At 67.5% G+C, this 12,734-nt stretch carries 12 protein-coding genes; 2 read left to right on the forward strand and 10 right to left on the reverse strand.

Annotated features, from left to right (window positions below):
- Positions 1-57: 57 nt before the first annotated feature.
- Positions 58-912 carry a protein kinase domain-containing protein gene (locus tag BM013_RS19630; protein WP_177225512.1) on the forward strand — a complete coding sequence of 285 codons (855 nt, stop codon included), beginning with the start codon at positions 58-60 and terminating at the stop codon, positions 910-912.
- Positions 913-965: 53 nt separating this feature from the next.
- Here the strand turns inward: BM013_RS19630 and BM013_RS19635 are convergent, their stop codons facing one another.
- A complete protein-coding gene (locus BM013_RS19635; protein ID WP_093129323.1) occupies positions 966-1,472 on the reverse strand; it encodes a hypothetical protein in 507 nt (168 codons plus the stop codon).
- Between the two features lie 235 nt (positions 1,473-1,707).
- Between BM013_RS19635 and BM013_RS19640 the strand changes: the two genes are divergently transcribed.
- On the forward strand, positions 1,708-2,178 hold the full coding sequence (locus BM013_RS19640) for a low molecular weight protein-tyrosine-phosphatase (RefSeq protein ID WP_093129324.1): 471 nt from the start codon (positions 1,708-1,710) through the stop codon (positions 2,176-2,178).
- A 4-nt stretch (positions 2,179-2,182) separates the two neighbouring features.
- Here the strand turns inward: BM013_RS19640 and BM013_RS19645 are convergent, their stop codons facing one another.
- The 9 genes from BM013_RS19645 to BM013_RS19685 form a co-directional block, all read right to left on the reverse strand.
- Positions 2,183-2,611 carry an acyl-CoA thioesterase gene (locus BM013_RS19645; protein ID WP_093129325.1) on the reverse strand — a complete coding sequence of 143 codons (429 nt, stop codon included), beginning with the start codon at positions 2,609-2,611 and terminating at the stop codon, positions 2,183-2,185.
- The gene (locus tag BM013_RS19650; protein WP_093129326.1) at positions 2,611-3,912 is read right to left on the reverse strand and encodes a TRAP transporter large permease; all 1,302 of its coding nucleotides are present in this window, start codon (positions 3,910-3,912) and stop codon (positions 2,611-2,613) included. Before BM013_RS19650 ends, BM013_RS19645 begins: the two co-directional genes overlap by 1 nt.
- The gene (locus BM013_RS19655; RefSeq protein ID WP_256220056.1) at positions 3,909-4,433 is read right to left on the reverse strand and encodes a TRAP transporter small permease; all 525 of its coding nucleotides are present in this window, start codon (positions 4,431-4,433) and stop codon (positions 3,909-3,911) included. The genes BM013_RS19650 and BM013_RS19655 overlap by 4 nt, the downstream gene beginning before the upstream one ends.
- 78 nt (positions 4,434-4,511) lie before the next feature.
- Entirely contained in the window at positions 4,512-5,561 is a 1,050-nt protein-coding gene (locus BM013_RS19660; protein ID WP_093129327.1) for a TRAP transporter substrate-binding protein, read from the reverse strand.
- Between the two features lie 38 nt (positions 5,562-5,599).
- Positions 5,600-6,841, reverse strand: coding sequence for an alpha-hydroxy acid oxidase (locus BM013_RS19665; protein ID WP_093129328.1), 1,242 nt, complete (start codon positions 6,839-6,841; stop codon positions 5,600-5,602).
- A gap of 15 nt (positions 6,842-6,856) precedes the next feature.
- Complete coding sequence (locus BM013_RS19670) at positions 6,857-8,470, reverse strand: indolepyruvate oxidoreductase subunit beta family protein (protein ID WP_093129541.1); 1,614 nt, start codon at positions 8,468-8,470, stop codon at positions 6,857-6,859.
- 32 nt (positions 8,471-8,502) lie between these two features.
- A complete protein-coding gene (locus BM013_RS19675) occupies positions 8,503-10,662 on the reverse strand; it encodes a thiamine pyrophosphate-dependent enzyme (RefSeq protein ID WP_093129329.1) in 2,160 nt (719 codons plus the stop codon).
- Between the two features lie 97 nt (positions 10,663-10,759).
- On the reverse strand, positions 10,760-11,392 hold the full coding sequence (locus tag BM013_RS19680) for a c-type cytochrome (RefSeq protein WP_177225513.1): 633 nt from the start codon (positions 11,390-11,392) through the stop codon (positions 10,760-10,762).
- Positions 11,393-11,439: 47 nt separating this feature from the next.
- Positions 11,440-12,678 carry a PQQ-dependent sugar dehydrogenase gene (locus BM013_RS19685; RefSeq protein WP_256221562.1) on the reverse strand — a complete coding sequence of 413 codons (1,239 nt, stop codon included), beginning with the start codon at positions 12,676-12,678 and terminating at the stop codon, positions 11,440-11,442.
- Positions 12,679-12,734 lie beyond the last annotated feature (56 nt).

The raw sequence follows: 12,734 nt of genomic DNA on the forward strand, positions 1-12,734 counted from the left end.
TTGCTGTCGTTACTCACGATTGCGTCGATGTTGGCGTGGCTTCGAGGGGTACAAAGAATGTCTACAGTCTCTTCCCAGATCGGGACCCAGGCGCTTGCACAGCAGACGCTGAGCGATGTGCAGGGTTCCCAATTGCCGCGCACGACAGTCGTGGCCGGTGGGAACTCCTACGTCTACGACGCTCACGGTCTTATCGCGTCAGGGGCCGACGGCAAGGTCTTCCTTGGCAAGGACGCGCGCGATGGCGATGTCTGCATCAAGGTCGCCAAGGACAGTGGGTTCGCTGCCGCGGGCACTGAATACCGGGCGCTGTCCCTGCTTGCGCCACATGCTTCGATCGTCGCGTCGCTGGACTATGACGAGACTTCGCACACGCTCGTCATCGAAAGATGCGATACCAAGATCGACAAGGCGGAAGAGCTTTCGAAGGGGATCAAGGTCAAGGCCGGGTGGATCGCCTCTCTCAAGGAGGGTGTCGACTTCATGCATGCGAAGAGCGTGGCGCACGGCGACCTGAACATGAAGAACATGCTGCTGAAGAGCGATCAGGCCTTGATCGCCGATTTCGGCGGAGCAAAGATTTTCGGTGACCAGCTCTCGTTGACCCTGCCACTGGACCCTTCTCTAGAAGGTCTGGGAATAGATGCGCCGACCATCACGAAGCAACAGGCGATGGAGGACGACAAGAAGGACTTTCTCAAGATGTCCTTCAACATCCTGGCGGCAAGGCTGGGGGACAGAGAGCTGCCCACAGGGGCGGAGCGAGATACGGCCCTGGCAGACTTGCCGAGTTCGGCACGCGAGATCTTCTTCGGCGACGCTTCCGTCAGTGATCGCTACCAGCGCTTGCCTGGGTTGCTGGCGCAGCTGAAATCTCCGCAGGAGGTCGTAGACCTGTCGAAACTGGCATGAGGCCTCGCGGGGCGGCTGGGTCTGCTCCTGTGTGAATGGAGCGCCATGTCGGATCAAGGCGATTGAGGCTTGAGCAAGCGTTGAACCGCTTTCGCTTCCTTCTCGGCCTCGCGGCGCCTGAACTCGGCGCCTGCAAGAAATTCGATGTCGCAGATTGCCAGTTTCGTTGGGCAGATCAGTTGGATCACCACCTCTGCTTTGGCCCATTGGGTGAAATTGCCGTTCGGGTAGCGGCCGGAATCGCTTGGTCCACCAAATCGACGTTCGATCGATGAACTGATCAATGACTCCTGGCTCATGGGCAGCCTTCCGACAGTGACGCTTTCCAGGATTCCCCTCGAGTCGATCGCGAGCTTGGATTCGCCGAGCCCAACCCATGCGGGCGACTTGTCGTCCGGAAGCATGACGCGCCCGCTTTGCTTCTTGTTCCGGTCTACGGATGGCTGAACGAGCCAGCACGCGACGCTGGAAGCCTTGGCATTCCTGGCGCATGATTTGATGGCATAAGGTATCTTTGCTCCGAGCGGGAGTCCGAAGATCTGGAACTGCTCCTGCGCCATTGCCGTGCCAGCGAAACCTGCAAGCGCGATAAGCGCGATGCATCTTGCTACTCTCATCTTTCAGATCACTCTCTGGTTGCGAAAACGCGAACGATTATGTCGTCTCCGACGCGGACCCCGAGGATGCGAAAGGAATGAGGGCTCAAGCGATGGATCTCGTTGACGTGAAGATCCCGCTGCTGCATCCGCAGCTTCTTCGGACTGGTCAAGACTATTGATATTTTTGTTTTTGCGTATGAAAAAGACAGCGATCCTGTTTGTTTGCACAGGCAACATCTGCCGCTCCCCCACAGCCCACACCCTCCTCATGCACAAGGCCCGCGCCGCAGGCTTCGACGTCGATGTCGACAGCGCCGCCATCTCCGATGAGGAGCGCGGCAACCCGCCCGACCGGCGCTCCGTGGCCGAGGCAAAACGCCGAGGCATCGAGATGCATGCCCATGCCGCGCGACAGGTTCGCAGCTCCGACTTCGCGCGCTTCGACCTGATCATCGGCATGACCGCCCAGCACTGCGCCGCGTTGCGCAGGCTCGCGCCCGCAGGAACGCAAGACAGGATCCACCTCTTCACCGAATTCGCCGACGGCATCGAGGGCGACGTGCCCGACCCGTGGTACGGCGGCCAGCAGGACTTCATCGAGGTCTTCGACCTGATCGACCACGGCGTCGACGGCCTGCTTGCGAAGCTGCAGGCCGAAGCACGCTGAAGGCCTACTCGCAGAGCGCCCGGATCGACGGCGGAATCTGCACCGCGCGAATACCACCCCCTTCGCGCTTCGCCCCGAAGATCCGCACCTCCTCGCACTCGAGGATCAGATCGTCCCCGCGCGTCACTCGGTACGTCTGCACGAAGCTCTTCTCGCGCCACTCGGTGATGCGCACTGCAATCTGCAGCGTGTCCCCATAACTCGCCGCCTTCACGAAGCGCGTGTGCGTGTCGACCAGTGGCGTGCCGATCACGCCGAGCGTCTCGGTGGTTTCCTCCCAGCGGGGTACGCCGCACTCGGCGAAGAAATGCCGCGAGGCCGCATCGATCCAGCGGAAGAAGTTGGGAAACCAGACGATGCCGGCGGGGTCGCAGTCGCCGAATTCGACGCGGGCGGTGTAGACGACTTCCTTGATGGCGGTGGTGTTGCTCATCAGCCCATTCTCGTCGGCAGCCACAAGGCAATGACAGGGAACGCGATCAGGATCACCAGCCGCACGATGTCGGTCACGATGAACGGCAGCACGCCCTTGAAGATGGTGGTGAAGCTCACGTCCTTCACCACGCTCTTGATGACGAACACGTTCATGCCCACCGGTGGATGGATCAGCCCCAGCTCCACGGTCATGACGATGATCACGCCGAACCAGATGGGGTCGAAGCCCAGGTGCACGATCACCGGATAGATGATGGGCACCGTGAGAATGATCATGGCCATCGCGTCCATCAGGCAGCCCAGCACCAGGTACATGACCATGATGAGCGCGAGCACACCGTAGCGGCCGATGCCCAGGCCGGTGAGGAACTCGGTGAGCTTCTGCGGGCTTTGCGTGATGGTGAGGAAGTAGCCGAACAGCAGCGCGCCGATCAGCACGGTGAACACGGCCGCCGCGGTGCGCGTGGCCGACAGCAGCGCCTCGCGGATCTTCGGGCCGTCGAGCTTGCGCCGCACGAGGCCGAGGATGAACGCGCCGCTCGCGCCCACGCCGCCCGCTTCGGTCGGCGTGAAGAAGCCGCCGTAGAGCCCGCCGATGACGAACACGAACAGCACCAGCGGCGCCCACACGTTCTTCAGGTCCTTGAAGCGCTCCGACCACGGCTTGACCTCGCCGCCGGGCAGCCAGTCGGGCCGCAGCTTGACGATGATGGCAATGGTCAGCACGTACATGGCCATCGCCAGGATGCCGGGCACGATGCCCGCCATGAAGAGCTTGCCGATGTCCTGCTGCGTGAGGATGGCGTAAACGGCCAGCACGGTCGAGGGCGGCAAGATCGCGCCCAGCGTGCCGCCCGCGGCAATCACGCCGGTGGAGAACGACTGCGGGTAGTTGAAGCGCCGCATCTCGGGGTACGCCACGGCCGAGAACGTGGCGGCCGTGGCCACCGACGAACCGCAGATGGCCGCGAAGCCGCCGCACGCGACCACGGTGGCCACGCCGAGCCCGCCGCGCAGGTGGCCGATCATCGAGTTCGCGGCCTTGAAGAGCTCGCGGCTCACGCCCGACACCGACACCAGCGCGCCCATCAGCATGAACATCGGGATCACGCCGAAGGTGTAGTCGGTCACGGTGCGCATCGAAGTCTGGCCCACCAGCTTCAACGCGGGGCCGGGCCCCACGAGGTAGCTGTAGCCGACCACGCCCACCAGGCCCATCGCCATGCCGACCGGCACGCGCAGGAGCATCAAGACAAACAGGGCGACGAAGCCCAGCACTGCAACTGCATCGGGGCTCATTCGTCGGCCTTCTGTTCTGCGTGAACTTCTTCGAGTTGTTCGGGGTGAAAGATCAACCGGTAGGTGCGAATGGCGATCAGCAGCACGGCGCACACGTCGCCGGCCCAAGCCACCGCGTAGAAGGGCCAGGTCGGAATGTTCAGGTCGTAGGTCTGCACGTTGTCGACGTAGGTGCCGCGCACCTTGTCGAACAGCATGGCGGTCTGCACCGCCACCACGAACAGCAGCACCAGCGTGGCGAACACGTCGATCACGCGCTTCATGCGCGGGCTCGCCGCGGTCCACACCAGGTCGACCGTGATGTGACCGCCCCGGTAGCTGGTGGCCGCAATGCCCCAGAAGATCAGGATGCCCAGCAGCATGCGGCCGAAGTCGTACGCGTCGGGAATCGAGGTGTCGAAGAACTTGCGCAGCACCACGGCCACGAAGATGTTGAGCGCGACGATGCCCACGAAGATGGCGGCGAGCCATTCGATGGTGTTGATCGCGCGGTCCATGTAGCTGGCAGATCGGCTGGCCATGTGTCTCCGTCTTTCCTGTCTTTCTTGTGTTTCCGGTCCTTCTTGCAAAAAGCCCCGCACTCGGCGGGGCGTGAAGCATCAAAGTGCCGACTTGTATTTGGCGAGGCTGGCCTTCAGCGCATCCATCACGGCCTTGGGGTCTTCGCCGATCTTCTTCACGCTCTCGGCCCATTGCGCCTCCGACGGCGCGGCGGCCTTGCGCCACGCGTCGAGCTGCTCCGGCGTGAGCTTGTAGATTTCGTGGCCCGGCAGCGCGGCCATCTTGGCGTGGCCCGCGAACTCGAAGTCGGCCCACGGCCCGGCCACCTTCTGCGCCCATTCGCTGGTGCAGTGGTCGTCGATGACCTTCTTCTGCGCGACGGACATGGCGTCGTACTTGCCCTTGTTCATCACCCACACGAAGGGCGTGACGTACAGCGGCGCGTCCATGTGGTACTTCACCACCTTGTCGATGCCGAACAGGCCGATGGAGCCCCACGGGAAGGTGATGGCGTCGGCCACGCCGCGCTCCAGCATGTCGCGCGACTCGGGCGCGGAGGCCTGCACGTTGGTGCCGCCCAGCGAGGTGATGAGCTGGCCCACGGTGCTGGTGGCCGGGCGCACCTTCATGCCCTTGATGTCGCCGGGCACGGTGATCTTCTTGCGCGCGTGGAAGGTGCCGGGGTCGTGCACGAACGCGAAGCAGTACTTCACGTCCTTCATTTCCTTGGCCGCGTAGTTGCGGTACCAGGCGTCGATGGCGGCGGAGCCTTCCTTGCCGTTGGCGAACAGGAAGGGCAGCGACGCGCCCGCCATCACCGGGAAGCGGCCCGGCTGGTAGCCGGGGTTCACGTACGAGAAGTCGGCGATGCCGTCGCGCGCCATGTCGTAGTGGTCGAAGGCCTTGCCGAGCTGCTCCGACGGAAACAGGATGGCGGTGAGGGTGCCGCCCGATTCCTTCTTGATGTCGTCGGCCCACGCCTGCAGCGCGGGGTTCAGCGGATGCTGCGCGGGCACCCAGCTCGAGAGCTTGAGCTGCACGGGTTTGTCCTGCGCCTGCACGGCGGAGGTGCCGAGTGCGAGCGCGGCGGCTGCTGCTGCAAGCGCAAGGGCCAGCACGGTCGGGTGAGGGTGGCGGGTGGTTTTCATGGTCTCCTTCGTTATGTCTTTTGAACTGGTTGCGCAATCTAGGCAGTCGCGTGCACGGGGTAAATGGAGGGTTTCCCGTGCGTGTTTTCCTTGAGCTGCGCCGCGGCATGTTCTTGTTCGGTGGGCGAACGGATTTCGGGCTGATCGACATGGCGCGGGCCGAGTTCGCGCGTGTGCGTGGCGCCCAGCAAGGTCATCGTGCGTTCGGTTTCCTGCGCCAGCAGCTGCAGCACCGACAGCGCGCCTTGTTCGCCGCCGGACGCCAGGCCGTAAATGGGCGCACGGCCGACCAGCGCGGCGCGCGCGCCTAGCGCCAGCGCCTTCACCACGTCGCTGCCGCGCCGCATGCCGCCATCGACCAGCACCGGGATGCGGCCGTCCACCGCCTCGACCATGGCGGGCAGCGCCGCGATGCTGGCCGGTGCCGCGTCGAGCTGGCGGCCGCCGTGGTTCGACACCACGATGGCGTCGGCGCCATACCGCACGGCGCGCTTCGCGTCTTGCGCACCGAGCAGGCCCTTGACGAGCAACGGCCCGTCCCAGAGCTTGCGCAGCCAGCCCAGGCTGTCCCAGGTGAGCGAGCGGTCCATGGCGCGTGACAGCAGGGCAGCCTGTGTCTGCGCCGAAACGGGCGCGCCGTCGTCGTCGGGCAGCAGGTTCGCGAATTGCGGCATGCCACCGCGCGCCAGCCGCAGCAGCCACGCGGGGTGGCGCGCCATGTCGAGCAGCGTGCCGGGCGTGAGCCGCATCGGCACACGAAAACCGTGCCGCAGGTCGCGCTCGCGCAGGCCGCTGACGGGCACGTCGACCGTGAGCACCAGCGCCTCGAAGCGGGCGGCGCGCGCGCGGCGCACGATGCGCTCTGCAATGGCGCGTTCGCCCATCACGTAGAGCTGCATCCACAGCAGCGCGTCGGGCGCGGCGTCGCGCACGTCTTCGAGGCGCGTGTTCGATGCGGTCGAGAGGATGAACGGCACGCCCGCGGCTTGCGCGGCGCTGGCCAGCAAGGCGTCGGCGCGCGGACGCACCAGGCCCGCGAGCCCGATGGGCGCGATGGCGAAGGGTGCGTGCCAGCGGCGTCCGAAGAGCTCGATGCCGATGTCCACCGTGCGGGTGTCGCGCAGGCACTCCGGAACCAGCGGCAAGGCCTCCAGCGCGTCGCGGTTGCGCCGCATGCAGCGCTCGTCTTCCGCGCCGCCGTCCACATAGTCGAACACCAGGCGCGGCAATACGCGCCGGGCGCGGCGGCGGTGATCCTCGACGTTGAGCAGCAGGGTCATCGTGGCGCTTCCGTGTCAGGCGCCGCCGGTGGGCTTGCGCTTCATCCAGCGGATGGGCTGGGCCTTGACGGGGCGCGCCGGTGCGCCGTGCGCGAGCAGCGTGGCGTCGAGCGCGCGGCCGGCGTCGTCGGCCAGCGCCGCCGTGCGCGCGGCGGCCACGGCCTGCGCGCGTTCGGCCGGCGGCACACCGGCCTGCGTTGCGAGGTGGTCGGTCACGTGCAGCAGGTTCTCCTTGCCGCGTTCGTTGGTGCTGCCGTAGCCCTTGATGAGCCGGCCGCACAGCGCCACTTCATGCCCCAGCGCCCACGCCTCGCGCGTGCCGGCTTCCACCGCCGCGAGCCAGCGTTCGATCAGCGCCTGCTCCTCGGCGAAGCGGCTGCCGCGCCGGCGCAGCCAGCGCAGCGACGCCAGCAGCCGCAGCGAGGCCATGCCGGCCACCGAATGGCTGCCCACCTTCAGCGGCAGGGCCCAGGGCGCATGGCCGCGCGCCTGCCGGCCGCGGTCCCATGCCGTCACGCGGCGTGCGAGCGAGGGCGGCAGCAACGCGGCGAACTCGGCGGCGCCGGGCTTGAAGTGGTCGTAGACCTTCACGATGTCTTCGTCGCCGGCGCGCACTTCCTGCCGCACGCGCTGCGCTCGGCTCGCGCGGCCCTTGAGCGCGGCCACGCGCACGATGTCGTCGAAGGCCATCCACAGCGCGAGCCAGCGCGCGGCCTCGCGGGTGACGGCGAAGCCCTGTGCACCGGCCGGGTCGGCGGTGCGCTCGGCGTCGAGCACGCGGCCCAGCCGCTGGGCGTACAGCGCGGCATAGCCGGCGTCCTGGTAGTCGAGCACGCGCGCATGGCCGAGCGTGAGCATGTCGTGCACCGCGGGCGGAAAGCGCCGCGCCAGCTCGGCGGGCAGGGCGCTGGCCGGCGGCGCATCGTGGCCTTCGCTTGCCAGCACGCTGCTGACGAAGGCGGCCTGCGCGCGCGGCGCGCTCACCGCATCGAAGGCGGCCGCAAAGCCGCGCAGGCTGGCCGCGGCCATCTTGCTCAGCTTCTCGGGCGCGCGGGTGTCGCCGCCGCGCACCACATGTTCATAGGCTTCGCGCGGAAACGGGAACAGCCCGCTGCCCGCGATGGCGCCCAGCATCACCGCGCTGACCACCGTGCCGCTGTCGCGCGCAATGGCGTTCATGTCGAACACGTGGTGTTCGCGGCTGAAGGCCTTCACCACGTCGAGCAGGCGCTGCGAGTCGGTGCGTCCGTCGCCGGGCTCCATGCGTTCGGCCGTGGTGAAGATGCGCGCCGACGAGCTGATGACCAGCGTGCGCAGCGGCGCGCTCATGCCGTTGCCGATCTGGCGCGTGGTCTCCAGCAGCTCCGACGACACGATCGCGTCGAGCGCGCCCGGCACCGGGCTCAGGCTGAACACCGGCCGGCGCGCACCGAGCTGCGCGAGCGGCACCGGGAACACTTCCAGGTAGTAGGTGGTGGCGCCGGTGCGCTGCGCGACGCCGGGAATCGACGTGCTCTGCGCCGCGTAGCCGGCGTGGCGCGCGATGTCGACCAGCCATTCGGTCAGCACGCCGCCGCCTTCGCCGCCAAGGGCGCAGACGAGCAGGGTGGTGGGGCGGTTCTGTTCCATGGTGTTGTCGTTCTTTCCTCTCGTGCTGTTCTTCATGCGGGTTGCAGTGCACGCACCACCGCGCCGCGCAGCCCGTGCAGCAGGCGCTCGTGCCACTTCGGGTTCTGCACCACCTCGGCGCGGTAGAAGCTGGGGCACAGCGTGGCCGCATGCGCGTTGGCGCCGCACAGGCCGCAGCCCACGCAGCCGTCGATCACGGTGGCCACCGGGTCCACCTTCAGCGGATCGGGGTTGTCCTTCAAGGTGAGCGTGGGGCAGCCCGACAGGCGAATGCAGGCGTGGTCGCCGTTGCACACGTCTTCGTCCACGCCGTACTTCACGCGCACCACGCGCTCGCCCTTCTTCAGCAGGCCGGCGAGCCAGGGCTTGATGCGGCGCTGGCGTTCCAGCTGGCACTCGCCTTCGGCGATCACCACCTTCAGGCCGTTGAAGTCGCTGGTGAGCGCCTCGGTCAGCGTCTTGCGCATGCGCTCCACGTCGTAGGTGGTCACGGTGCGCATCCATTGCACGCCCAGGCCCTTCAGCGTGGCCTCGATGGTCTGGTTCTTGTCGACCAGGCTCTGCTGCTTGTCGACGGCGCGCTCCTTGATCTCGTCGTCGGGCGTGGAGATGATGTCCTGCGTGCCGGTGGCCGAGGTGTAGCCGTTCTTGAAGATCAGCAGCACCGCGTCGTCGTCGTTGAACAGCGCGCTCTGCACGCCGGTGAGCAGGCCGTTGTGCCAGAAGCCGCCGTCGCCCATGATCGACAGCGTGCGCCGGTTCATCATGGGCGCCACGCCCGCGCGGCTCGCGAGGCTCATGCCGTAGCCCAGGATCGAGTGGCCCATCGAGAACGGCTCGAAGGTGCCGAAGGCATGGCAGCCGATGTCGGCCGCGATGTGCACCGGCCCGGTTTCCTGCTGCGCGAGCTTGAGCGCGGAGAACACCGGCCGCTCGGGGCAGCCGATGCAGAAGCTCGGCGGCCGGTTGGGCAGCGGCGCGCTCAGCTGGCGCGCCACCGCCTCGCGGCGCTCGCGGTTGCCGGCCAGCCAGGCCTGCGCCGAAGAAGCGGCGTCGCTCACCGCGAGGTACTTCGCGGCAAAGGCCGCGATGCCGCCCGACAGCACCTCCACGCCGTACTCGCCCGCCGAGGGCAGCATGTCCTTGCCGTGCAGCGGGGTCTGGATGTCGCGGCGGCGCAGCAGCGTGGCCATGTCCTGCTCGATGTACTCGGGCTGGCCTTCTTCCACCACCAGCACCGCGCGCTTGTCCAGGCAGAAGCCGGCGATCTGGTCGGGCACCAGCGGGCAGGTCACGTTCAGCACCAGGATCGGAATGTCCGTCTCGCCGAAGGCATCGGCCAGGCCGTGCTGCTGCAGGCTGCGCACCAGCGCGTTGTACAGGCCGCCCTGCACCACGATGCCCAGGTCGGCATGCCGCTGGCCCGGCATCAGCTCGTTGAGCCCGTGCTCGACGATGTAGCGCCGCGCCGCCGGAATGCGTTCCTCGCCCTTGAGCTTCTCGTGGCGGAAGGTGACGGGCGGATGCGCGAGGCGCATGTAGTCGAAGCCCGCCGGCTCGGCCATCAGCGCGCGCGTCGAGACGGCGGGCGCCACGTTGTCCTTGCATTCGAAGCTGCCGCGCACGTGGCAGGTGCGGATGCGCAGCTCCATCAGGCAGGGCATGTTCGAGCTTTCCGACAGGCGAAAGCCTTCTTCCACCATGCGCACCATCACGCCCAGGTCGGGCCGCGGGTCGAGCAGGCACATGCTCGACTTCAGCGCATAGGCGTGCGTGCGCTCCTGGATCACGCTGGCGCCTTCGCCGTAGTCCTCGCCCACCACCACCAGCACGCCGCCCGTGACGCCCGGCGAAGAAAGGTTGGACAGCGCGTCGGCCGCCACGTTGGTGCCGACTATCGACTTCCACGTCACCGCGCCGCGCAGCGGGTAGTGAATGGACGCGCCGAGCATGGCCGCGGCCGAGGCCTCGTTGGAGCAGGCCTCCACGTGCACGCCCAGCTCGTCCATGTAGGCCTTGCCCTGGACCATCACGTCCAGCAGGTGCGACACCGGCGCGCCCTGGTAGCCGCCGACGTAGGCCACGCCCGACTGCAGCAGGCCCTTGGTGATCGCGAGGATGCCCTCGCCGTGGAAGGTGTCGCCGGCGCCGAGGCGCAGCATTTCCACTTCCTTGCTGAATGAAACTTCCAAGAGATTCGGCTCCGATGTCTGGTTGATGGGTGTCGCCGAGGGGCGGACTGGGGGGGCGGCGCCTGCCGCTCCCGCGCGGCGGACGCCTGCCTGGCGCTTATCTGGGGGCGGCCTTTGCGGCGGTGCCGGAAAAACGCGCCACGTAGTACGCAAGGGTGTCGAGGTCTTCCGCCGGGATGCGGCTCACCGCCTCGCTCATCGCCTGCGTGTAGCCCGGCCGCTTGCCCGTGCGAAAACCCTGCAGCGCGAGCTGCAGGTAGTCCTCATGCTGCTGCGCGATGCGCGGCACCTGCTGGCCGCCGCTCATGTCGGCGCCGTGGCAGAGCACGCAGCGGTTCTCCTGCGCGAGCGCCTGGCCGCGTGCCATGCGCGCGGCATCCGGTGCCGCGGCGGGCGCCGGCGCGGGTACCGGCGCCAGGGTGCCGATGAAGTCGGAGAAGCCGCGCAGGTCCTCGTCCTTCATGCCCTTCGCAACGGCCGACATCGCCGGGTTGTCGCGCCGGCCTTCGCGGAACAGGAACAGCTGCGTGATCGCATAGAACGAATGCTGGCCCGCGAGCACCGGCGTGCCCGCCATGTCGCTGCGGCCGTTGGCGCCGTGGCAGGACGCGCAGAGCTCGGCGTAGCGTTGCGCGTAGACACCGCCCTTGGCCCCTGCCGGGGCCTTCGTGCCCTCGGCCCCTGGCGGGGCCTTCGTGCCCTGGGCACCGGCCGTACACGCTGTCGCCACGACCCCCGCCGCCAGCGCGCACCGAACGATCAGCAAACGCGCGCCCTTCATCGGCCGCCGTAGCTGATGCGGTAGATCGCGCCGGCGTGGTCGTCGCTCACGAGCATCGAGCCGTCCTTGAGCACGAGAAAGTCCACGGGCCGCCCGAGGTAGGTGTTGTTCTCGACAAAGCCCGTCATGAACGGCTCGACCTTGGCGCCGCCCTTGCCGTCGGGCCAGGCCACCGCGATGTCGGCGTACTTGACGGTGCGGTTCCACGGGCCGTGGCGCGCGATGAACATCGCGCCGCGGTACCTGGCCGGGAACATGGTGCCCTTGTAGAAGCTGAGCCCCAGCGCGGCGGCGTGCGGGCCGAGCAGGGCGGCGGGCTTCACGTAGTCGCTGCAGCTCTTGCCCCAGCCGAATTCGGAGTCGGCGATGTTGCCCTGGTGGCAGTACGGAAAGCCGAAGTGCTGGTTGGGCGCGGTGACCACGTTCAGCTCGTCGTTCGGCAGGTCTTCGCTGAGCCAGTCGCGGCCGTTGTCGGTGAACCAGAGCTGGCCGGTCTTGGGGTCGAAGTCGAAGCCCACCGTGTTGCGCACGCCGCGCGCCACCGTCTCGATGCCGCTGCCGTCGGGGTTCATGCGGAAGATGCGCGCATGCGCGTCGTCGGGTTCGCACAGGTTGCAGGGCGCGCCCACGGCGTAGTAGAGCTTGTCGCCGTGCATGCGCAGGTAGCGCCAGCTGTGGTCCTGGCCGCCGGGCAGCTTGTCGTTGAGCACCACGGGCGTGCCGGGGTTGTCGAGCTTGTCCTCGATGCCGTCGTAGCGAACGATCTGCTTGTGGGTCGCCAGGTACAGCGCGCCCTTGTGGAACTCGATGCCGGTGGCGAACTCGGTCTTGTCGATGACCGTCTTCGGCTTGCGGTCGCCCTTCTCGGCAATCGCGTAGACCTTGTTGCCCACGAACAGCGTGCTCACGAACACCGTGCCCTTGGCACCCTGGCGCAGCTCGCGCGCGTCGAGCACGCCCGAGGCCCAGGTCTCGACCTTGAAGCCCGGCGGCAGCTTGAACCTGGCGGTGGGCAGCTGGTCGGCCGCGGTGGGAATCGGGAACGAGGGCACCGGCGCCATGCGGGTGGCGGCTTCGTTCTTGGGGCGGCCCTTGGCCCAGCCGGGCTCCTCGGCCGGGGGCTGCTGGGCCCAGGCGGTGACGGCCGCGCAGAGGAGGGTGGCGAGCGCTGCGCGCGCGCTGAACGGTGCGCTGAATGGCGCGCGGAAACGACGAAGTGCACGAATCATGGCCATGTCTTGTCTCCTTCTTGTCGTGGGGCTCGGGTCGCGGCATCGGCAGGGCCGGCCGG

Source organism: Variovorax sp. OK605, assembly GCF_900115445.1.
In the GTDB taxonomy this organism is placed as follows: Bacteria; Pseudomonadota; Gammaproteobacteria; order Burkholderiales; family Burkholderiaceae_C; genus Variovorax.